The sequence below is a fragment of the Ruegeria profundi genome, assembly GCF_001507545.1.
Classification (GTDB): Bacteria; Pseudomonadota; Alphaproteobacteria; order Rhodobacterales; family Rhodobacteraceae; genus Ruegeria; species Ruegeria profundi.
Genome location: NZ_LQBP01000006.1, coordinates 286,153 through 307,597 on the forward strand (window position 1 = coordinate 286,153; position 21,445 = coordinate 307,597).

Below are 21,445 nucleotides of genomic sequence, written 5' to 3' on the forward strand. Positions count from 1 at the left end.
GGAACAGCAAGTCCGATGTCAGGCTGATGGGGGTGATTTCCCCTGACCTAGCCGCGTATCGAATGTTGCTATTCCGCCATGGTTGACGAATTTGCCCTGTCTTGGAAACCCCTTTGGCAAGCGGCGTCAAAAAATATACGGTAACGGGGGCAAACGCGCGGAGTTGAACCCAAAAACACGATAGGCGAAAGCATGAGCCTGGGAATACAAGACAAAACGACCGGCCGGGCGCCGCGCATTCTGCTCTACAGCCACGATACCTTCGGGCTGGGCCATCTGCGTCGGTCGCGCGCCCTTGCAGCGGCGATCACGCAAGCCAACCCGGACGCATCCGCTCTGATCCTGACGGGATCGCCGGTGGCGGGGCGATTCACCTTTCCGCGCCGGGTTGATCACGTACGACTGCCGGGTGTCACCAAACGCGCCGATGGCTCTTACGCGGCGCGGACGATCGGAATGGGCATAGAAGAAGTGACCGAGCTGCGCGCGGGCCTTATACAGACCTCTGTTGAGCAATTCGATCCCGATATGCTGATCGTTGACAAGGAACCCACCGGATTTCGCGGTGAGCTTCTGCCGACGCTGGAAACTCTTCTGCAGTCGCAGCGCACCAAACTGGTTCTTGGGCTACGCGACGTGCTTGATGAACCCGAAGTGCTGGCCGCTGAATGGGAGAGGAAAGAAGCCATCACCGCGACCGAGCGGTTCTATCATGAAATCTGGATATACGGGCTGCGCTCGATCTATGACCCGACCCAAGGCCTGCCTCTGAGCAGAGCAGCGCAGTCGCGCATTCACTGGACCGGGTACTTACGCCGAGACCTCACCCCTGTGGGTGAGCCGCCCGAGAAACCTTATATTCTGATCACTCCGGGTGGCGGCGGCGATGGCAAGGCGATGGTGAACCTTGTTTTGTCAGCCTATGAAAAAGACCCTACCCTGTCACCGCGTGCCGTACTGGTTTACGGCCCCTTCCTGTCTGGCGAACTGCGGGAGGAGTTTGAGACTCGCGTTGCAGCGCTTAACGGTCGGTTAACCGCCGTTGGGTTCGAATCCCAGATCGAAACCCTTTTTGCCGGTGCCTCGGGTGTTGTCTGCATGGGCGGCTACAACACCTTTTGCGAGGTACTCTCGTTCGATAAACGCGCCGTCATCGTGCCACGTTCGACTCCCCGGCTCGAGCAATGGATCCGAGCGTCGCGCGCCGAAAGTCTGGGGCTTGTCCGCATGCTGGACGAAAATCGGGACGGCTTGACGCCAGAGGCTATGATACAGGCAATTCGCAACCTGCCCGAACAACCGCTTCCATCGCAGGCTATTCAGGACGGGCTACTGGACGGGCTGGACTATGTTGTTGATCGCGTAGACGCGCTGTTGGGCCAGGAACAGAAACGGGCCACTGGATGACCTCGAAACAGCCGAAACTGGCGGTGCTGGTCAAAGGATGGCCGCGCCTGTCCGAGACGTTCATCGCCCAGGAACTTGTCGCCCTGCAGGATGCCGGGCACAGCTTTGATATCTGGTCCTTGCGCCACCCAACTGACGTCAAGCGCCATCCGTTGCACGACCGGCTCCAGGGTCAGGTGCATTACTTGCCAGAATATCTGTACGATGAGCCGCAGCGCGTCTGGGCTGCACGGGAAAAGGCGAAAACTCTGCCCGGCTACGCCGAGGCCTATCAGATTTGGCGTGCGGACTTGCGCCGCGATCCCACCCATAACCGCATTCGCAGGTTCGGACAGGCCTGTGTTCTGGCCGCCGAATTGCCCGAAGCGACAAAAGTGATGTATGCGCATTTCATGCACACTCCGTCCTCGGTCGCCCGTTATGCTGCGATCATGCGTGGCCTGCCATGGAGCTTTTCAGCCCATGCAAAGGACATCTGGACCTCGCCCGAGTGGGAAAAACGCGAAAAATTGCAAGAAGTGACACATGGTGCAGCCTTTGGCGCGACCTGCACATCCATCGGGGCCGAACATCTGCGTGGCCTTGCTGATGATCCGTCGCGGGTTGACCTGATCTATCACGGACTGGACCTTTGTCGCTTTCCCGCCCCCCCAAACCGTAAGCCGCGCGCCCCGAGCGGGCCGTTTCACATGCTGTCCGTCGGCCGATTGGTCGAGAAAAAGGGCTTTGATCGCCTGATCGACGCTTTTGCGCTGTTGCCTGAAACACTCGACTGGCGCTGGACGCATATCGGAGGCGGAACGTTGAGCGGCGCGCTCCAAAGCCGGGCCGCGGCCGCTGGTCTGGCGCATCGGATCACTTGGAAGGGTGCCTGCGATCAGCCCGAAGTCATCGCAGCAATGCGCGCTGCCGACCTGTTCGTGCTACCGAGCCGGATTGCAGCGGACGGAGACCGCGATGGCCTGCCCAACGTTTTGATGGAGGCTGCGTCCCAGCTGTTGCCAATTCTTTCGACGCCCGTGTCGGCCATCCCGGAATTCATTGAAACCGGAACCCACGGGGTGCTGTCCGACGACGATCCTAGCGCGCTGGCCTCGGCTATTGTCCGCCTGGCCGCTAACCCCCAGAAAACCGCGTTGATGGCTGTGGCGGCCTATGACCGCCTGATCTCTGACTTCCGCATGGACCCGGGGATCGCCCGTCTTTCCAATCGGCTGCGCGCATTGGGTGCGGACACAAACTGATGACTCGGGTCGCCTTTTACTGTCCGATGAAGGCACCCGACAGCCCGGTCCCATCCGGGGATCGTGAAATGGCGCGCAACCTCATGCAGGCGATTGCCGCGCAGGGGGACACTGTCGAGCTTGCCTCACGACTGCGTATCTACGACAAATCCGGTGATGCGCAGGTTCAGACGGTGTTGCGCGCCGAGGCACAGGCAGAGGTACACCGTCTTGTCGCTGAGATGCCCTTGGACACGTCCCTTTGGGTGACGTATCACAACTACTACAAAGCGCCCGACCTTGTGGGCCCGCGAGTTTGCAAGGCGCGGAAAATCCCTTATGTCCAGATCGAAAGCACCCGTGCGACCAGCCGATTAGATGGTCCTTGGGCCAGTTTTGCCCAAGCCGCGCATGCTGCCTGCGACGCGGCGCAAGTGATTTTCTATCATACGACCAATGACCTGATTGCGCTTGAACGGGACAGGTGCGGGGATCAAAACCTTGTCGAGTTGCCGCCCTTTCTTCCCCTGTCGGACTTGCCGCCTGCGTCCACGTGTGATGGCCCGATGCTGAGCGTTGGGATGATGCGTCAGGGTGACAAACTGGCATCTTACGACCTTATTGCCAAAACCCTGGCCCTACTGGATGGGGATTGGAGCCTGAATATTGCGGGCGATGGTCCGGCCCGTCGCGAAGTTGAAACTCTGATGGCTCCGTTCGGATCGAGGGTACGGTTTCTTGGTCAGTGCGACCGTGAAACGCTGCAAGAACTGTACAGTGCGGCATCGGTTCTGGTTTGGCCCGGCGTGAACGAAGCTTTTGGGATGGTCTATCTTGAAGCACAAGCCAGCGGTGTGCCTATTGTTGCGCAGGATCGGCCCGGCGTGCGGGATGTGCTGACTCCGTCGGACTACCCGCAGGTCAGCACTGGCGCAAAGGGGCTGGCCGCCCGATTGCAAAGGGTGTTGGATGACCTGTCGCTTCGTCTGTCACTGGGGGCCGAGGCCCGCATGCGGATGGCCGAGCGTCACTTGCTGCCTGCGGCCACCGAGCGGTTCTGGCGATCCGCACGCCCATTGGTGGAGACCCAAAGATGACTCGTTTAGCCCTGCTCAGACATGGCCACACGCACTGGAACCGCGCAGGCCGCATTCAGGGGCGCAGCGACATTCCGCTGGATGCGGATGCCCGGGCTGAACTTGCAAACACACGCCTGCCTGACACATGGAAGGACGCGGCCCTGTGGTCCAGTCCGCTGCTGAGGGCCAGCGAGACCGCGCGCCTTGTTGCCGGGCGCGACCCACGGACCTCGGATGCACTGACCGAGATGAACTGGGGTGATTGGGAGGGGTTGCGCGGTGTCGATCTGATAGCAGACCCGAAAAGTGGATACCGCCATATTGAGGATTGGAGCTGGGAATTCCGTCCGCCGAACGGTGAAAGCCCGGCCGAGGTCTGGTCACGGCTAATGCCCTGGCTGGATGGGCTATCTGGCGACACGGTTGCGGTCTGCCATATCGGCATCATGCGGGTCATTCTGGCACGTGCTTGGGGTTGGGATTTCGACGGCCCCGCCCCATTCAAAATCAAGCGCAATCGGCTGTATATCCTTGACATGCCATCCCTCACGCCGTTGCCAGAACCCATCCGCCTGATCCGGCCCGAGGCCAACCTATGAAGGTGATGATCATTGTCACGCACCTGCTGGGCACCGGGCATCTAAGTCGGGCCTTGACGCTGGGCAAGGCATTTGAACGAGCGGGGCACGAGACCTTTGTCGTTTCGGGTGGAATGCCTGCGCCGCAATTGGACAGTGCGGGTGTCAGCCTTTTGGGGTTGCCGCCACTTCGCTCGGACGGAACCGACTTTACACGGCATTTAACCGCAAACGGTGACATCGCCGACGCGGCCTACCTGAAAGCGCGTGAAACTGCACTGGTGAAAGCCGTTGAAAGTTTCGTGCCGGATGTTCTGATCACTGAGCTGTTTCCATTTGGCCGCCGGTCACTGGCGACCGAGTTCATCGCGGCGCTTGAGGCTGCCCGCACCCTGCCGCACCGCCCGACCATTTTGGGCTCGATCCGGGATATTCTGGCCCCACCGTCGAAAGAGTCCAAAGCGCAACGTACGGAAGAGATCGTGCTCCGGTACTATGACGGTATCCTTGTCCATGCAGATCATGATGTTGTTCCGCTGGATGTCAGTTGGCCGGTTACCGATCGATTGCGCAAGCGGCTGTTCTATACCGGTTTCGTCGCACCAGAAGCCCCCGCGCCGCACCCGGATGCCGTGGGCCAAGGCGAGGTGCTGGTCAGCGCCGGCGGCGGATCAGTGGGCCAGCCGATCTTTCGCGCGGCCATCGAGGCCGCCCGCAAGATGCCCAACAGGCGCTGGCGCCTGTTGGTGGGCGGTCAAGACGCACGGCAGCGCATTGCCGATTTGCAAAACGATGTGGGTGATGCCCCGGTGACGCTGGAACCTGTTCGTCCGGATTTCCGCCAGATGCTGCCACTGGCCGCAGCGTCCGTCAGCATGTGCGGCTACAATACCGCGCTGGACATTCTGCAATCTGGTACTCCAGCCGTATTCATTCCGTTTGACGATGGCAAAGAGGTCGAACAGACACTGCGCGGAACTAGTCTTGCCGGTTTGTCCGCAATCGAACTTCTACCCAGCAACGAACTTGATGGCTCTGCTTTGGCGCGGGCTGTTGAGGCTGTTATCCAGGATGGCCCACGCGCCGTTTCCGCCAAGGGCTTTGACGGTGCCGACAGATCCGTCGAAATTGCAGTAGGGCTGAGGGCGCAAGCATGACAATTGACTGGCACCCTTTGGAGTCCGAACTAGACCGCTGGCGTACACAGAACCTTGCGCTGCCACTGTGGTGGCGGGACGACGACGCTGTCTCAGTGACGCCGCAGCTAGAGACGCTGGCAGGCTTGTCCCAGACTCTTGACCTGCCGGTTCATCTTGCGATCATTCCGCGCAATGCCGATCGTCAGCTGGTGGATTACGTGGCGCGGCATCGGACGCTAATCCCGGTAGTGCATGGCTGGGCGCATCAGAACCACGCGCCTGAGGGTGAGAAAAAATCCGAGTTCCGACTGCACCGGCCCATCCCAGACATCACTGCGGATGCCCAGGCCGGGTTGGATCGCTTGCGTAAGCTGTTGGGTGACCGGCTGTGCCCGATGTTCGTGCCCCCTTGGAACCGTATTGCGCCCGAAGTGGTCGAATACCTGCCCGAACTCGGGTTCCGCATCATCTCGGCTGCAACACCACGCAAGGCGCGCTGGCCTGTGCCCGGACTGGAACAGATCAACACTCATCTGGATCCGATCGACTGGCGCGGAACGCGCGGGCTGACCGCAACGGACAAGCTGATTGGCCAAACAGTCAAACTGCTGCGTGACCGGCGTGAGGGGCGCACCGACAATGCCGAACCGTTCGGTGTGTTGACGCATCATCTGGTTCATGATCAAGACATCTGGACCTTTACCGAAGGGTTGCTGCGCAGATTGCTGGACGGCCCCGGCCGCATTTGGGTCGCACCATCTGAGAACAAACCCAGGGAGACCTGAATGAGCCGACTAGATTCCATGCTGCGCCGGTTAACGGCACAACGCGACGGGCTGAACTGGGCGGTCGCGCAGATCAGCGACATAGATGGCGACGTTCTGGATATGGGGCTGGGCAACGGGCGCACCTATGACCATCTGCGGGAAATAATGCCAGATCGGCGCATCTGGGTCATGGACCGGGTACTGCAATGCCACCCATCCAGCACCCCGCCGGCCCAAGATTTCCTGCAGGGCGAGGCTGAGCCAATGCTTAGAAAGCTGGCCGCTGGCGGCCCAAAGATCGTGCTGGCGCATTATGATTTTGGACGCGGAATCAAAGAAGAAGATGTCGCCGAAGCAGCCCGCCTGAGCCCCTTGATCGCGCAGGTGATGCGGCCCGGCGGATTGTTGATATCGGGGCAGCCTTTGGTGGGGTTTGAGCAGATCAGCGGCCCGGATACGATCGCGCCGGACAGGTATCTGTTCTACAGGGCCTGATCAGGCAACGCGCCCTCCGCGTGACCAGACACCATTCAGAGCAGGTGCACCTTCCCGTAATCGAAACCGGATCACATCAGCCCGTGCACCGATGCGCAGCTCGCCACGATCCTCCAGACCAACGGCCTGTGCGGGGGCTTGGGTCACGGTCCGTAAACCGCGGGACATATCGCCCCACTGCTCACCCAGACGCGCCGCTGACAGCAGCAAGGCGGCGGGCACATAGTCCGAAGACAGAATGTCGAGATGGCCAAGATCAGCCAGTTCTTGCGCGGCGACATTGCCGGAATGCGACCCGCCCCGGATTACGTTGGGCGCACCCATCATGACCTTGATACCGTGATCATGGCAGGCCCGTGCGGCCTCTACGGTTGTCGGAAACTCGGCCAGCCGAATGCCGTGACCGGCGGATACAGCCACCTGTTCCTGCGTGGTATCATCGTGACTGGCCAGGATCGCGCCAAAGCGTTTTGCTGCTTTCACGGTTTCAACTTCGTGCCGGTCACCATACCGGTCACGCAGCGCCTTAAGCTGGGCCACATGCTGCAGAAAGTCGTCGTCTGACATGCTGTGCTTGCCTTTCATATAGGCTTCGAGCTGCGACATATTCCGGAACTGCCGCTGCCCCGGCGTATGATCCATAAGAGACACCAGCCCCACACGATCTTCGGCGCTGAACTCATCCAACTCATCCACCAGCGTTTCCGAGCACACCTCGGCCCGGAGGTGCAAAAAGTGGCTGATCTTCAAGGCGTCCTGTTCGCGCAGCTGCCATAGCTCGCGGGACAGATCGCGGGCGTATTTCTTGTAGCGGTTGCCACTTGGGATCGAACCGATGCGCATCGCATCAAACACGGTGGTAATCCCAGTACTGGCCAGTTCGGCATCATGGGCCAGAATGGCTGCCGCATGGGGCCAGTCGACCTTGGGCCGCGGTTGGATGTGGCGTTCAAGGTTGTCGGTGTGCAACTCAACCAGACCGGGGCTGACATAGTCGCCTTCGCAGTCCATGGCACCGACGGGAACGGCCGGGCCGGTTGCGATGTCTGCAATCGTCTCGCCCACGATACGGACGCTGCCTGTAACCGTCTCATTCGGAAGAACAAGCGTGGCATTGGCAAGGATCATTTCTTCTGTCATCTGAACTTCACACGGTCTGAGATATTGAGAAGGCCACGCATAGGAGGCCAATGTGACATTCACGCGATACGCGATCTATTTTGCGCCACCAGCCACGGCTGAATGGGCGAAATTCGCCAGCAGCTGGCTGGGTTGGGACATCAAGGCCGGCACCGCCCTTGTCCATCCCGTGATCGACGGCGTTGATGTTGCAGCCGTAACCGAGGTGCCGCGCAATTACGGTCTGCATGCGACAATCAAACCCCCGTTCCGGCTGCGGGATGGGCAAACGGTTGAGGCGTTGCACGATGCCTGCGCGCAGGTTGCGGCCTCGCAGCCCATTGTGGTCCAGGACGGGCTGACGATCGCCCGACTTGGCCGGTTTCTGGCCCTGCGCCCGCTGGGGGATGAGGCCGCGCTGAACGCTTTGGCCGCCGCTTGCGTGCGCGAACTGGACAGCTTTCGTGCGCCGCCTGCACAGTCCGAGCTTGACCGGCGCCGCGCCAGCGGCCTGACGGCCCAGCAGGACGCCAACTTGGTGCAATGGGGTTATCCTTACGTGATGGATACATTCCGTTTCCACATCACGCTTTGCGGTAAATTGGACAGGGCCACGCTGACAACGGTTGAAGCGGCGCTGCAATCGCGGCTTGCCCCATTGCTGCCTCAGCCGTTTCAGATCAATGATCTGGCGTTGGTGGGTGAGGCCGAAGATGGGCGGTTTCACCTGCTGCATCGCTATGCCCTTTCCGGTTGAAGGTGGTCGAGGATCGTATCGATCGTAGATTCCAGCGACCCGGAATTGTCGATTTCGATGACCCGCACCAGCCCCTCGGGCAAGCTCGCTTTTGCACGTGTCATCCGCCGCGCCTGCTCGGCTACGCCTTCGCGTCCGCGTGCTGACAGGCGGTGCGCCAGAACCTCGGGCTCTGCAGTCAGCGAGATGACTACCAGATCGCCGAACACCTCTTGCGCCTGTAGCAAAACAGACCGCGACAGATTCACCATCACCCCATCCGCTTGCTTTCTAAGCTCCTCAACAGTCTTGGGTACACCGTAGAACAGGCCATGCGCAGGCCAATGCAAAGCAAATGCACCCTGTGCAACCATCTGCCGAAAGCGGTCAACAGACACACGGTCAAAGTCTTCGCCTTGTTCGCCTTCGGGCCGCGTGATGACCCGTCGCACCCGGTGAATACCGGGAACACGCGCGTCTAGCGCTTCGATTACGCTGTCCTTGCCGACACCTGATGGGCCAACAATTGCTATGACCGGAGCAAGGCTCATACCAGTACTCCGGGCGTGAAGTCAGAGACGTTAACCTCGCGATCGCAAACCCGGTCTCGCGCGCCGACATCGTGAAAAATCCCGACAATTGCGGCACCACGCGCCTTGGCCTCTTCGATCAATGACAGCACCGTCTCACGGTTCTGTACATCCAGCGAGGCGGTGGGTTCATCCAGAAGCATCGCGGGATAGTCATGCGCGAAACCGCGGGCTATGTTCACCCGTTGCTGCTCGCCCCCCGAAAAGGTCGTTGGACTCAGCCCCCACAGGTGTTCAGGGATGTTCAGCCGCGCCAACAGCGCCGCCGCTTTTTCCAGCGCCACCTGCCGCTCGCAACCGATTGCCAGTAACGGATCAGCCACCACCTCAAGCGTCGGTACGCGCGGGACAACTCGCAGGAACTGGCTGACATAGCCAAGTGTTTCACGCCGCAAAGCCAGTATCTGGCGCGGCTCGGCCTGTGCCACGTCAAGCCCGCCCACCAGTACCTGCCCGGACGCCGCCAGGTAGTTCCCATAGATCACCCGCATCAGGGTTGACTTGCCTGCCCCGGACGCTCCGGTCAGGGCAATGCACTCTCCCGGCGCGACGGTCAGCGACGCGCCCTCCATCACAGGGATCACCGCACTGCCCTGATTGTGCAGGGTAAAGCTTTTGCTCACATCTTTCAGTTCGATCATCGCCGCCATCTTCACACCTGCAATACGCTTGAGACCAACAGCTGCGTATAAGCGTGCTGTGGATCGTCCAGAACCTGATCGGTCAGTCCGCTTTCGACCACGTGGCCGTCTTTCATCACCATCAAACGATCCGCCAGCAGGCGCACCACGGCCAGATCATGGGTGACGATGATCGCGCTCAAACCCATCTCGCGCACAAGCCCGCGCAACAGGTCCAGCAACCGCGCCTGAACCGAGACATCCAGCCCGCCGGTCGGTTCATCCATGAACACCAGCCGAGGTCCCGTGACCAGATTGCGCGCGATCTGCAGGCGCTGCTGCATTCCGCCCGAAAATGCGGTCGGGCGATCATCGACGCGAGTCCCGTCAATCTCTACGCGTCCCAGCCAGTCGATGGCCTTGTCGCGGATATCACCATAGTGGCGGTCACCCACGGCCATTAGGCGCTCACCAATATTGCCGCCTGCACTGACCGACATACGCAACCCGTCCCGTGCATGTTGATGCACAAAGGCCCAATCTGTTCGCCCCAGCATCCGGCGTTCAGGCTCAGACATGGTGAGCGTGTCCACTGGCCCGTTAGCACGGGTGTCAAAAATCACCTGCCCTGCATCCGGTTCCAGATGACCCGCCAGGCAATTCAACAGGGTGGACTTGCCCGACCCGCTTTCACCAACGATCCCCATCACCTCGCCGGGGTAAAGATCGAAACCAACACCCGTGCATCCGATGCGGGTGCCATAGCGCTTTTCGATCCCTTTGACCTGCAATAAGGGCGTCATGCCGCGCCCTCCGTCGCCATGCGTCCCTGATGGCCCGCCTTGCGGCGCGAACGGCAATAATCGGTGTCAGAGCAAACGAACATCCGGTTTCCTGCATCATCCATGATCACCTCGTCCAGATAGCTGTCCTCAGCCCCGCACAGATCGCAGGGGTGATTGGCCTTGGTTGCTTCGAACGGGTAGTCTTCGAAATCAAGGCTCACCACCCTAGTATGGGGCGGCACCGCGTATATCCGTTGTTCCCGCCCTGCCCCGAACAGCTGAATTGCTTCCATTTCCAGTTTGGGGTTGTCGAATTTCGGGATCGGCGACGGGTCCATCACATAGCGCCCCGATACCTTCACCGGGTAGGCGTAGGCGGTCGAAATCGCCCCATGCTGGCTGATGTCTTCGTACAGTTTCACATGCATCAGACCATATTCTTCAAGACTGTGCATCTTTCGGGTTTCAGTCTCGCGCGGTTCTAGAAAGCGCAAGGGTTCAGGGATCGGCACCTGGTAGACGAGGATCTGATCCTCGCGCAGCTTGGCCTCGGGGATGCGGTGGCGCGTTTGAATGACGGTGGCCATTTCGGTTTCCTCGGTGGTCGCGACCCCTGCGGTCTTTTCAAAGAACTTGCGGATCGAAACTGCATTCGTGGTGTCATCCGCGCCCTGGTCGATCACCTTGAACGTGTCATCCGGTGTCAGCGTCGCAGCCGAGACCTGAACGCCGCCCGTTCCCCAGCCATAGGGCATCGGCATTTCCCGGCTGGCAAAAGGCACCTGATAGCCCGGAACAGCCAGACCTTTCAGTATGGCCCGACGGATCATCCGCTTGGTCTGTTCATCCAGATAGGCGAAGTTATACGCGCTCATTCCGCGGCCTCCTTGGGTGAGATACGGTCTTCGGCCTCGCGCCGCAGCTTGCGCACCAGTTCCAGTTCAGACTGAAAATCCACGTAATGCGGCAGTTTTATATGTTCGAGAAATCCGGTCGCTTGAATGTTGTCCGCATGGCTCAGGACAAACTCTTCGTCCTGTGCCGGGGCGCCCAGATTGTCCTCGCCCAACTCTTTCCAGCGCAAGGCACGGTCTACCAATGCCATGGCTATCGATTTCCGTTCCGACTGTCCAAACACCAGACCGTAGCCACGCGTGAATTGCGGTGGTTCGACCTTTGAGCCTTTAAACTGGTTAACCGTCTCGCATTCGGTCAGTTCTACCTCACCGATTTCGATAGCAAATCCCAGTTCTGGGATTTCCATCTCAACCGCGACTTTTCCGATCCGCAGCTCGCCTACAAAGGCATGGTTGCGGGCATAGCCACGCTGGGTCGAATACGCCATGCCCAGCACGAACCCTTCATCCCCGCGCGTCAGAGATTGCAGGCGCAACGGGCGGGTGGCCGGATACTCCATCGGTTCGCGGGTCAGATCGCCCGGGGCCGCGTCGCTGGCAGGTTCGTCCTGAAGGATGTCTTCAGCCTTGAGGAACCCGGATATATGCGGAGTGGAACCCGAACGCGGCTGGCCTTCGGGTGCTGGGGCAACTTCACCCTCAGCTGCCAGTTTGAAATCCAGAAGACGATGCGTGTAATCGAATGTTGGCCCCAGAACCTGCCCCCCCGGCGCATCCTTGAAGGTGGCCGAGATACGGCGATCGCAGGTCATCTCACCCGTATCCACAGGGTTTGAGTACCCGAAGCGCGGCAGTGTCGTGCGGTAGGCACGGATCAGAAAGATCGCCTCGATCAGATCACCGCGCGCTTGTTTGATGGCCAGCGCCGCCAGATCAGGGTCAAACAACGATCCTTCGGCCATGACCCGGTTTACCGCAAGGCTCAGTTGTTCACGGATTTGCGCGATGCTGAGTTCGGCGACATCTTTGTCACCGCGCCGCTCCTCGGCCAGCCAGGCATGCGCATTTTCGATGGCTTTTTCGCCACCTTTGACAGCCACATACATCGCTTATCCCCTGTCCTTGATCTGTGTGCTGCGCGGCAACGCTGCGAGCGTGTCGCCGCAGGTGAAAAAGAAGTCACACCCCAACGGATAGAGCGACGCGTTAGTCTGAAGCGCCCGAACATCCGGCAGCGACAAATGCGCCGTGCCCTTGATCCCCGGTCCTGTCAGCTTGGGACCCGTCTGTTGCAAGTCGTCGCATTCGACGATCAGGGTCGCTGAACGGTCAGGGTATTCGGGCGTTCCGACGCGGTATTGGTTCAACGGCCCCAGCGCCTGCCACGTTCCAACGGCAAAATCCGCTTCGGTCGCATCGGTCAGCGGCGCACCGGTGTGGAAGGTCAGCCATTGCCGCACCGCATCTGCGTTGGTCGCGCCCGCCAAGTGCACCTTGGTGTCCGGATCGCAGAGCGTCATCAGCAACACCCCCGCCGCGACGGACAAAGGTGCCGGGGGCTGGCAGCCGGAAACCGAACGGATTTCACCCGGCCGTGCCATGACTGTCATGGCAGCCCTAAAGGCATGGGCCGCATCAACGGGAGCGTTTTGGAAACCGCCTGAGAACTGGGTATGCGCGGCCATCAATCCTCTCCCCGAACCAGTGTGAAGAATTCAACCTTGGTGGCCGCTGCCTTGGCGGCCCGCGCCGTTTTGGTGGCCTGCATCTGCTGCGCAAGCGGATTGAGCACCCGCGCCCGGATTGCACCTGCGGCCTTGGTCTGCATCAAGGCGTCAATCAACGCCGCAGCCTCGGCTTTGCGTTTCGACCTACCCTGCACGTGGCCATGCCCGACAGTTCCATCCCCTAGCACCAAGGAACATCGCGTGACCGTCATCTCACCAAGGTTGAACGGGGCACCCGACCCACCGATCCGGCCACGCACCATCACACCGCCCACTTCCGGACGACGAAGCCACTCAAAGCCTGGGCTCGTGTTCATTTCGTCCCACAGCGGCATCAGCGCATCTTCCGGGGCGCGGGCCAATAGACCCATCCACTCCTGCCGCTTGGCAACCGCGATATTTGTTTGATCTGTCATCGAAGCCTCTTGGCTGAGTTGTCTACTTTAACTATACAACTAGACAAATATTACATCCCGGAGAGCCGAGTCGCAATCCGCGATACTGTGAAAGTTTGGTGACATGAGCAAAACGCCCGTCTGGAAAAGCATCGCTCTCAGCCTGACCGCCGACATTGCTGAGGGAAGATACAACAGCGGCGACCAGCTTCCGACCGAGGCGCAACTGGCGGCACAGCACGGGGTTAATCGGCACACCGTTCGGCGTGCGTTGTCGGAGCTCGCAGAGCAAGGGCTGGTACACTCACGGCGCGGTGCAGGTGTTTTTGTAACCGCGCGTCCGACCGACTATCCGATCGGCAAACGCGTGCGATACCACAAGAGCATTTCAGCAAGCGGCAAGATACCGGGTAAAAAGATACTCTCATTGACCACACGCGCAGCGGATGATGCCGAAGCTGAGGCACTAGAGCTTGAAGCCGGAGATAAGGTTCATGTCTATGACGGTCTGTCGCTTGCCGACGGCCAACCCATCGGGGTGTTCCAAAGCGTTTTCCCGGCTGATCGCCTGCCCGGCATCCTGGCTGCGTTACAAGACACGCATTCCGTAACCAAAGCATTGCAACGATGTGGCGTTGCTGATTACACGCGCGTGTCGACGCGGCTGACCGCGCGGGCTGCGACTGCGACTCAAGCGTTGCATCTGCATCTCACCGAAGGTGCACCGGTCCTCTTCTCTGCGGGGATTAACGCTGACCTGAACGGCGTGCCGGTGGAGTATGGCCGCACGGTCTTTGCCGGAGACCGGGTCACTTTGACCTTGAACGATGACTAAACTTCGACGTCCTCCCGCCCGTCTTCAACCTCCTGTCGGAGGTCTCATCCCGTTGGGCATAGCGCCGCGCTTTGCGCGGCGCTGGGCCCAAAGCCGCCAAGGAGGGTCGGCGCAGCCGAGGCTCCTACGGGTGCGGGTGCTTTTCCGCTACTTTGCTGCCGGATCATTCATATTTCTCGAGGAATGCTTCGACGCTTAACGCGCGAAAATCAGGTAGAGCCGCGCGCAGGCGTAGGTTGTCCCATTCCCACCACGCCAAGGCGAGCAGACGCGTTGCAACCGTTTCAGGAAAGCGGCGGCGAATTGGGCTGGCGGTCACACCGCCGACGATCATGTACGGGGGAACATCCTTGGTGACCACTGCACCGGACGCGATCACCGCACCGTGGCCAATGGTGACTTCGGGTTTGATAATCGCCGCGTGACCGATCCATGTGTCGTGACCAATTTTCGCCAAGCGACTGGCGCGATGTGCGAACCAATCCGCGTCATCCTGCTCATCATCCCAATAATCCGCTGAACGATAGAGGAAATGGTGCAAGGACGCCTTTTCCATCGGGTGGTCCGTGGCCCCTATTCGCGTGTAGCTGGCGATATTGGCAAATTTCCCGATCTCTGCATTGGCAATATCACACGTCCGGTCGCAGTAGGAATAATCCCCCCAAACCGAGTGCGTAATCCGGCTGCCCGCGCCAATTTCTACGTATGCGCCGAAACTGCTGCCGGTGATCTGGCAATCCGGGTGGATGAATGGCCGGTCAGGGCGAAGGCGTGCCATGGTCTTTGTCCTAAGTCGTCAGTCAGGGCAGCAGAAACGGCTTGGATCCAGGATCAGCCGGTTTTCGTTTTTTGCCCGTCTCACCCTTGATTAACCGTTTGCGCAGCCACCCCGAGAACCAGTCCATCAACATCACCATCAAGATGATCAGGACGATGTAATAGGCGACCTCTTCCCAGTCCTTCTGCGTGATGATCGCCTGCGTCAGCAACAAGCCAATCCCGCCGCCTGTAATCGCACCGATCACGGTGGCGCTCCGTGTGTTGGATTCAAGGAAATACAACAACTGACTCAGCAGGATCGGCGTCACCTGGGGGATGACGCCGAACCGATAGCGCTGAGGCGCGTTTGCTCCGGTCGATTGGACGCCTTCGATCTGCTTCTGGTCCACGTTCTCCAGCGCTTCGGAAAAAATCTTGCCGAATGTGCCGGTGTCCGTAACCAGAATTGCCAGAGCACCCGTCAATGGACCCGGGCCAAAGGCGCGCGCCAGAACCACGGTCCAGATCAGGGCATCCACGCCGCGGACAAAGTCAAAAACGCGCCGCGTTGCGAACCGCACGGACTTTAAGGGGTTGAAGTTGCGCGTCGCCAGAAAGGCCAGCGGCAAAGCAACCATCGCCGCCCCGAAGGTACCCAGAAAGGCCATCAGGATCGTCTCGAAAATGGCCCAGGCCACATCCTGATGCCGCCACATCTTATTGGTCCAGAAATCATTGAAGATCGCGCCCGCCTCACCTTTCGCGGCCAGCCCGACAAGTTCGCCGAACGATTTGCCATAGTAAGGGCTGTCCAACGTGAACCAGAACAGCTCCCACCCGGTAAAATATCGAAAGACTTCCGACCGGTTCCGGGTCACGGTCAGGCGGCCGGCATCCGTTGTAACCGCCAGACGGTTTTTCGAAACGTTGATCCACTCCGGCACCTCGCCCGGAGGCAGCTCTGCTTGTACACCAGCCGAACGAGAGGGCGTTGCCCGAACGGTGCCATATCCCGGAATGTCATACGTTACGGTTTCCGGACCGAAGCGCACGATATGACCGTCTGCGAGGTCAATCACCGTCGTCTCGCCCAGAGTAACCCAATCGGGCGCTTCACCTTCTGGATAGGCGCCCTTGCGCTCACCTTCGATGGCGGCAGACACTTCGCCCGTGCGATTGTCGCGTTCGATATGAGTTTTGTAGCTGTAGCTGTCCGAAACCAGCGTCTTGCCGTTTTCCCAATTCGCCCGTGCAGCCAGCCCTGCCACATCGAAGGCAAAGAAAACATAGATCAGGTAAACCAATACCAAGGCTGGCAGGCCAAAATTCATCACCCGTTTGCGGCTGAACAATCGATCCGCTTCGGCCTTCAACTCGGCAGTGGTCAGGTCGGTTGCAAAGGTGCTCATGCCGAGGCTCCTTTTTCGGACCCGTGGGTCAGGCGGTCCCGCAGATAGCCGGAAAGCTGGTCGACGACGACAATTGTAACGAACAACAGGATGAATATGGCAGCCGCTTCGTCATACCGCCCCTGCCCCCAGGACATGGCATTGCGCAGCTCATAGCCCAGACCACCGGCCCCGACAAAACCCAGAATGGCTGACGCGCGGATGTTGATTTCGAAGCGAAGCAAGGCATAGCTGACATAGTTCGGCCCGACCTGCGGGATCACGCCCAGATACATTCGCTGTGACCAGTTGGCCCCAACCGATTGCAGCCCTTCCACCGGTTTCAACGAGGCATTTTCGTTCACTTCGGAAAACAGCTTGCCCAGCGCGCCAGCAGTATGGATCGCAATGGCGATCATCGCAGGCACCGGGCCACCGCCAAGGATAAAGATCAAAACCAGCGCGATGACGATTTCCGGAACAGCCCGGAACACGTCCGAGATGCGCCGGAAAAGCGGGATCAAAGACGGCCAGTAGGCCATCCCCCGCGTCGACATCAGAGCCAGAAACGTTCCCAATATCGTCCCGGCCAGCGTTGCCGCCGCGGCGATGTTCAGGGTTTCCACAAGTGCAGGAAAGAAGGTGACCAGATTCGCCGGCATCTCGGCGATTTTTTCCCAGGCTTCCGACAGAACCTCGGACGGGTAGTCGAGAATGCGGTGCCAGCCGTCAAAAAAGCTGCCTGCATTGCGGCTGTCGGCTGTTCGGAACCCGGCAGCCATCATGACAACAAAAAGGATCAGCAGGATACCACCGTAGACCTTCTTGCGCCGCGTCATCGCAGTGTATTCGTCGCGGATATCCTCGACGGTCGGGGTCCCGGCAGTCAGCTCTGTCATGAAATGCTCCTGAAAGGCGGACCGAGGTCAGGCTTGCCACCGGACCCCGATCAATTCGCGCGCTGACTTAGTTGGACTTCAGCTTGCGGGCTTCAATGATGATTTCATAAGCGTCGTGCGTGATCGGCTCGAACGCCTTAGCCTCGCCTGCGGCCACGCCATAAAAGCAGTCAGCGTCTTTTTCATGCAGACCGGCCATCAGGGCCGTCATCTTCTCTTTCACGTCCGCAGGTAGGGCGGTACGCAGAACAACCGGACCTTCCGGGATCGGCTGCGACTGCCAGATCATGACCAGGTCGTTCATATCGACCAGACCCGCATCAACGGCCCGACGCAGCGCACCCGAGTTGAAACCGTCTTCCCAATTGCCCAGACCGTCGGCCCATGTCACGCCGCCGTCAACGTCGCCGTTGTTGACCGCAACGATGGTCTGCTCATGACCACCGGTGAACTTTACCTCACCGAAATAGTCGCCCGACTCCATAGTCGCGCCAGTCGCCTGGGGAATTTCAATCGACGGGATCAGGTAGCCTGAGGTTGAGTTCGGATCGCCAAAGCCAAAGGTCTTGTCCTTCATATCTTCCAACGAGGCGATGCCGCTGTCCTTACGGGCGAAACCGATGGAGTAATAGCCGTACCCGCCATCCACGTTCACTTTAACCAGAACCGGCTCAACAGCTTCGGGGTCGCTCAGATAGGTTTTCGCGTAACCCGACGCGCCCAGCCAGGCCATATCGATCGTGCCGCCCAACAGACCCTGGATCACACCGTTGTAATCGGCCGGAGCAAACAGCTTGGTTTCAACACCCAGCTCTTCCTCGGTATATTGACGCAGGCATTCGTTGTTGTTCAGACGATCCTGAGCGTTCTCACCGCCAAGAATGCCAATACGGAACTCGCTGATCTCTTCGGCCAAGGCCGGTGCGGCCAGTGCAGTGGTCGCCACCAGGGCAGCAATCAGTTTTTTCATCTGTCTCTCTCCAGTTTGATGTGCCGGCCTCTCATCGGGCCGGGCGATGAAAGGGGGGGTGGGCCTAGATGGTGGCTTCAGCTTCCATCAGCGCTTTCTGGGTGGCGTCCAGCGTGTCAATCTCGGTTGACGTCGCCGCTTCTGAAAAGCTGGCATCGGCCCCATAGATTTCGCGCGCGACGCCAGTGGTCAGCTGTTCGGGAATACCGTCAAAGACAATGCGCCCGTCGCGCATACCAACCACCCGGTCGCAGTAGCGTCGCGCTGTATCCAAAGTATGCAGGTTGGCAATGACTGTGCGGCCATCCTCTTCGTGGATGCGACGCAAGGCCTGCATCACCACCTGCGCATTCATCGGATCCAACGAGGCAATGGGTTCGTCAGCCAGAATGATTCTGGGATCTTGCATCAACGCACGTGCAATCGCGACGCGTTGCTGTTGACCGCCTGACAGGGCCTCTGCCCGCTTTGGCGCGTGTTCAGCGATCCCAAGGCGATCAAGAATATCGATGGCGCGGTGGATTTCTTCCATCGGGAACAGGTTGAACATGGTCGCCAGCGTCGAGTGTCGGTTCAACGTTCCATGCAACACGTTCGAAACCACATCCAATCGTGGCACAAGGTTGAACTGCTGGAAGATCATCGCGCAGTCCGCTTGCCAGGCGCGCTTATCACGGCCCTTCAGCCGAGTGACATCGCGGCCATCACACAGAATCTGCCCATCGCTGGAGTCCGTCAGACGGTTGATCATCCGCAACAGCGTCGATTTGCCGGCACCCGATCGGCCGATGATCCCGATCATGCAGGGTTTGTCTACATCCAGCGACGCGGCGTCTACGGCCACATTGTCCCCGAAGCGTTTGGTCAGTTTTTCGATGCGCAGCACGTGCCACCCCCAAGTCGTGTTGGCGGTGGGGTACAGACACTGCTCAACGGCTATGTGTCAGAGTGGTGAAAGTTTTGTAACGGAGCCCGTGTTACGGGGGCTACCCTTCGCAGCGCGGCGCGGGTATATGCAGGCCTGTCCCGTTATAAGAACTGAGGCCGCAATGAGCTTTGACCGCACCATCAAGATCGCTCCATCAATCCTGTCTGCCGATTTCGCGAATTTCGGGCAAGAGATTCAGGCCATCGAAGCGCAAGGCGCCGATTGGGTCCATGTCGACGTGATGGACGGCCATTTCGTTCCAAACCTAACCTTTGGCCCACCTGCCGTCAAAGCGTTCCGTCCGCATGTGAAAACGGTCATGGACGTGCACCTGATGATCACCCCGGTCGATCCCTATATTCAGGCTTACGCGGACGCCGGCGCGGACATACTTACAGCGCATATCGAGGCCGGGCCGCACACACACCGAACGCTTCAAGCCATCCGCGCCGCTGGCATGAAAGCGGGTGTGGCGCTAAACCCCGGCACGCCGGCCGAGGCTGTTGAACATCTGCTTGATCTGACCGATCTGGTCTGCGTCATGACCGTGAACCCAGGCTTTGGCGGTCAGAAGTTTATCGACCTGACCAGCAAGGTGCGCAAACTGCGCCAAATGATCGGCGACCGTCCGGTACATATCGAAATCGACGGTGGTGTCGATCCGCAAACCGCTCCGCTTGTGGCAGCCGCGGGTGCCGATGTACTGGTTGCGGGTTCTGCGGTGTTCAAGGGCGGCTCGGTGGATAGTCCCGAGATATATGGCGAAAATATCCGTGCCGTGCGGGCGGCGGCTGAGTCAGGACTGTCCTGAAACTAAAACGCCAAGCACCTTGTCCAAAGCTTGCTATTAAGAATTCGCGTTCAACTGTCGTTTGGCGCGGAAAAAGAAACTTGGTGCAATGGCCACTTGGCTGTCAGAGCGCGCTTAACCTTTAAACATCCAACCCGTTGGCGCGACCGAAGTCAGTGTAGAACGTCTCGCTGCGAAACTTGGCAAGCGTTTGTTCATCAACGTCATTGGGATCATTGCCAACTCTGCTGATGCCCGTTCCCTCAACCAGTCTGTTCACCAAATTGAACACTCCGCAAACCTGTATCGCATCGAAAAGCGCATCTTCAGACCATCCCGCCTTGTATACTGCGTTTGCATCCTCTTCGGTCATTCGGGAAGGTGACAGTGTAAGTTTTGCGACATAGGCGAGGATTGGCTTGAACCTTTGATCGACAGGCGCTGAATTGAGATCCTCCATAAGGGATTCAATCAGTTCCGGATCAATGCCATACGCACGGGCGAACATGGTATGGGCACCGTGGCAATAGGAACATGCGTTCAGTCCCGAAACGTAGGCCGCGATCAACTCACGCTCGGCAAAGGAAAGGTCGCTCTTGCCACGCATGACGAGGCTTTCATATTCGCACCATGGGGCAAGCTTGCCCGGGAACAAGCTGAATACACTGCCAAGCGTCGCGTCTTTGGATAGAGATGCGAACAATTTCTTCATCATTACCCCGTCAATCGAGGGAACGTTGACGCTCCTCCGATCCCGTCGCCATTTAATGTGTGCAGAGTACCAGTATTTCCCTTGTAGGAAAACGGGTGCCTATTCCCAAAACGAGGCATACGAAAAAGGGCGCCCAAAAGGACGCCCTTTCCGTTCGATCATTCGCTAGCGCGAATTACTCGATGATCTTCGACACGACGCCGGCGCCGACGGTGCGGCCGCCTTCGCGGATGGCGAAGCGGAGGCCCTGCTCCATCGCGATCGGGGCGATCAGCTCAACGCCGAACGACACGTTGTCGCCGGGCATGACCATCTCGGTGCCTTCGGCCAGGGTCACGGTGCCGGTCACGTCAGTTGTACGGAAGTAGAACTGCGGACGGTAGTTCGCAAAGAACGGGGTGTGACGACCGCCTTCTTCCTTGGTCAGGATGTAGGCTTCGGCTTCGAACTTGGTGTGCGGGGTCACCGAGCCCGGCTTACACAGAACCTGACCACGCTCAACACCGTCACGGTCAACACCGCGCAGCAGGGCGCCGATGTTGTCGCCGGCTTCACCGCGGTCCAGCAGCTTGCGGAACATCTCAACACCGGTGCAGGTGGTTTTCGAAGTGTCGCGGATGCCGACGATTTCGATCTCGTCGCCCACG

25 protein-coding genes are annotated in these 21,445 nt (G+C 59.4%); 10 read left to right on the plus strand and 15 right to left on the minus strand.

What is annotated here, in order from left to right; translation table 11 throughout:
- Positions 1 to 192: 192 nt before the first annotated feature.
- The 7 genes from AVO44_RS13540 to AVO44_RS13570 are packed head-to-tail and all read left to right on the plus strand — an operon-like array spanning position 193 to position 6,688.
- Positions 193 to 1,407, plus strand: a complete 1,215-nt coding sequence (locus AVO44_RS13540) for a glycosyltransferase family protein (protein WP_068337821.1) — start codon at positions 193 to 195, stop codon at positions 1,405 to 1,407.
- Positions 1,404 to 2,651, plus strand: coding sequence for a glycosyltransferase family 4 protein (locus AVO44_RS13545; RefSeq protein WP_068337824.1), 1,248 nt, complete (start codon positions 1,404 to 1,406; stop codon positions 2,649 to 2,651). The genes AVO44_RS13540 and AVO44_RS13545 overlap by 4 nt, the downstream gene beginning before the upstream one ends.
- The gene (locus tag AVO44_RS13550) at positions 2,651 to 3,727 is read left to right on the plus strand and encodes a glycosyltransferase family 4 protein (RefSeq protein ID WP_068337826.1); all 1,077 of its coding nucleotides are present in this window, start codon (positions 2,651 to 2,653) and stop codon (positions 3,725 to 3,727) included. The genes AVO44_RS13545 and AVO44_RS13550 overlap by 1 nt, the downstream gene beginning before the upstream one ends.
- Positions 3,724 to 4,308: a histidine phosphatase family protein gene (locus tag AVO44_RS13555; RefSeq protein WP_068337827.1), complete on the plus strand. Its 585-nt coding sequence runs from the start codon at positions 3,724 to 3,726 to the stop codon at positions 4,306 to 4,308. Before AVO44_RS13550 ends, AVO44_RS13555 begins: the two co-directional genes overlap by 4 nt.
- Positions 4,305 to 5,444 carry a glycosyltransferase family protein gene (locus AVO44_RS13560; RefSeq protein WP_068337828.1) on the plus strand — a complete coding sequence of 380 codons (1,140 nt, stop codon included), beginning with the start codon at positions 4,305 to 4,307 and terminating at the stop codon, positions 5,442 to 5,444. The genes AVO44_RS13555 and AVO44_RS13560 overlap by 4 nt, the downstream gene beginning before the upstream one ends.
- Positions 5,441 to 6,211, plus strand: coding sequence for a polysaccharide deacetylase family protein (locus tag AVO44_RS13565; RefSeq protein ID WP_068337829.1), 771 nt, complete (start codon positions 5,441 to 5,443; stop codon positions 6,209 to 6,211). The genes AVO44_RS13560 and AVO44_RS13565 overlap by 4 nt, the downstream gene beginning before the upstream one ends.
- Positions 6,212 to 6,688, plus strand: coding sequence for a class I SAM-dependent methyltransferase (locus AVO44_RS13570; RefSeq protein ID WP_068337830.1), 477 nt, complete (start codon positions 6,212 to 6,214; stop codon positions 6,686 to 6,688).
- Here AVO44_RS13570 and AVO44_RS13575 read toward each other — a convergent pair whose 3' ends face one another.
- A complete protein-coding gene (locus AVO44_RS13575; protein ID WP_068337831.1) occupies positions 6,689 to 7,828 on the minus strand; it encodes an alpha-D-ribose 1-methylphosphonate 5-triphosphate diphosphatase in 1,140 nt (379 codons plus the stop codon).
- 52 nt (positions 7,829 to 7,880) lie between these two features.
- Between AVO44_RS13575 and AVO44_RS13580 the strand changes: the two genes are divergently transcribed.
- Positions 7,881 to 8,564 carry a DUF1045 domain-containing protein gene (locus AVO44_RS13580; RefSeq protein WP_068337832.1) on the plus strand — a complete coding sequence of 228 codons (684 nt, stop codon included), beginning with the start codon at positions 7,881 to 7,883 and terminating at the stop codon, positions 8,562 to 8,564.
- On the opposite strand, the gene AVO44_RS13585 is transcribed toward AVO44_RS13580, so the two are convergent.
- The 7 genes from AVO44_RS13585 to phnG are packed head-to-tail and all read right to left on the minus strand — an operon-like array spanning position 8,546 to position 13,538.
- On the minus strand, positions 8,546 to 9,094 hold the full coding sequence (locus AVO44_RS13585; RefSeq protein ID WP_068337833.1) for an AAA family ATPase: 549 nt from the start codon (positions 9,092 to 9,094) through the stop codon (positions 8,546 to 8,548). The genes AVO44_RS13580 and AVO44_RS13585 overlap by 19 nt on opposite strands.
- Complete coding sequence (phnL, locus tag AVO44_RS13590; protein ID WP_068337903.1) at positions 9,091 to 9,774, minus strand: phosphonate C-P lyase system protein PhnL; 684 nt, start codon at positions 9,772 to 9,774, stop codon at positions 9,091 to 9,093. Before phnL ends, AVO44_RS13585 begins: the two co-directional genes overlap by 4 nt.
- 11 nt (positions 9,775 to 9,785) lie before the next feature.
- The gene (gene phnK / locus AVO44_RS13595; RefSeq protein WP_068337835.1) at positions 9,786 to 10,556 is read right to left on the minus strand and encodes a phosphonate C-P lyase system protein PhnK; all 771 of its coding nucleotides are present in this window, start codon (positions 10,554 to 10,556) and stop codon (positions 9,786 to 9,788) included.
- Complete coding sequence (locus AVO44_RS13600) at positions 10,553 to 11,413, minus strand: alpha-D-ribose 1-methylphosphonate 5-phosphate C-P-lyase PhnJ (protein ID WP_068337836.1); 861 nt, start codon at positions 11,411 to 11,413, stop codon at positions 10,553 to 10,555. The genes phnK and AVO44_RS13600 overlap by 4 nt, the downstream gene beginning before the upstream one ends.
- A complete protein-coding gene (locus AVO44_RS13605; RefSeq protein ID WP_068337838.1) occupies positions 11,410 to 12,501 on the minus strand; it encodes a carbon-phosphorus lyase complex subunit in 1,092 nt (363 codons plus the stop codon). The genes AVO44_RS13600 and AVO44_RS13605 overlap by 4 nt, the downstream gene beginning before the upstream one ends.
- A gap of 3 nt (positions 12,502 to 12,504) precedes the next feature.
- Complete coding sequence (gene phnH, locus AVO44_RS13610; RefSeq protein ID WP_068337840.1) at positions 12,505 to 13,080, minus strand: phosphonate C-P lyase system protein PhnH; 576 nt, start codon at positions 13,078 to 13,080, stop codon at positions 12,505 to 12,507.
- On the minus strand, positions 13,080 to 13,538 hold the full coding sequence (gene phnG, locus AVO44_RS13615; protein WP_068337842.1) for a phosphonate C-P lyase system protein PhnG: 459 nt from the start codon (positions 13,536 to 13,538) through the stop codon (positions 13,080 to 13,082). Before phnG ends, phnH begins: the two co-directional genes overlap by 1 nt.
- Before the next feature lie 103 nt (positions 13,539 to 13,641).
- Between phnG and phnF the strand changes: the two genes are divergently transcribed.
- Positions 13,642 to 14,352: a phosphonate metabolism transcriptional regulator PhnF gene (gene phnF / locus AVO44_RS13620; protein WP_068337844.1), complete on the plus strand. Its 711-nt coding sequence runs from the start codon at positions 13,642 to 13,644 to the stop codon at positions 14,350 to 14,352.
- A 163-nt stretch (positions 14,353 to 14,515) separates the two neighbouring features.
- On the opposite strand, the gene AVO44_RS13625 is transcribed toward phnF, so the two are convergent.
- The 5 genes from AVO44_RS13625 to phnC form a co-directional block, all read right to left on the minus strand.
- The gene (locus AVO44_RS13625) at positions 14,516 to 15,130 is read right to left on the minus strand and encodes an LbetaH domain-containing protein (RefSeq protein WP_068337846.1); all 615 of its coding nucleotides are present in this window, start codon (positions 15,128 to 15,130) and stop codon (positions 14,516 to 14,518) included.
- Between the two features lie 22 nt (positions 15,131 to 15,152).
- A complete protein-coding gene (phnE, locus tag AVO44_RS13630; protein WP_068337848.1) occupies positions 15,153 to 16,520 on the minus strand; it encodes a phosphonate ABC transporter, permease protein PhnE in 1,368 nt (455 codons plus the stop codon).
- Positions 16,517 to 17,398, minus strand: coding sequence for a phosphonate ABC transporter, permease protein PhnE (phnE, locus tag AVO44_RS13635; RefSeq protein WP_068337850.1), 882 nt, complete (start codon positions 17,396 to 17,398; stop codon positions 16,517 to 16,519). The genes phnE (AVO44_RS13630) and phnE (AVO44_RS13635) overlap by 4 nt, the downstream gene beginning before the upstream one ends.
- A gap of 67 nt (positions 17,399 to 17,465) precedes the next feature.
- The gene (gene phnD, locus AVO44_RS13640; protein WP_068337852.1) at positions 17,466 to 18,368 is read right to left on the minus strand and encodes a phosphonate ABC transporter substrate-binding protein; all 903 of its coding nucleotides are present in this window, start codon (positions 18,366 to 18,368) and stop codon (positions 17,466 to 17,468) included.
- Between the two features lie 64 nt (positions 18,369 to 18,432).
- Positions 18,433 to 19,254 (minus strand): phosphonate ABC transporter ATP-binding protein, encoded by an 822-nt coding sequence (gene phnC, locus AVO44_RS13645; RefSeq protein WP_068337855.1) that lies wholly within the window; start codon positions 19,252 to 19,254, stop codon positions 18,433 to 18,435.
- 163 nt (positions 19,255 to 19,417) lie between these two features.
- Between phnC and rpe the strand changes: the two genes are divergently transcribed.
- Entirely contained in the window at positions 19,418 to 20,107 is a 690-nt protein-coding gene (gene rpe / locus AVO44_RS13650; protein ID WP_068337857.1) for a ribulose-phosphate 3-epimerase, read from the plus strand.
- A gap of 121 nt (positions 20,108 to 20,228) precedes the next feature.
- On the opposite strand, the gene AVO44_RS13655 is transcribed toward rpe, so the two are convergent.
- On the minus strand, positions 20,229 to 20,798 hold the full coding sequence (locus AVO44_RS13655; protein WP_068337904.1) for a carboxymuconolactone decarboxylase family protein: 570 nt from the start codon (positions 20,796 to 20,798) through the stop codon (positions 20,229 to 20,231).
- A gap of 175 nt (positions 20,799 to 20,973) precedes the next feature.
- A partial coding sequence (locus tag AVO44_RS13660; protein WP_267885776.1) for an EF-Tu C-terminal domain-related protein occupies positions 20,974 to 21,445 on the minus strand: 472 nt, incomplete at its 5' end.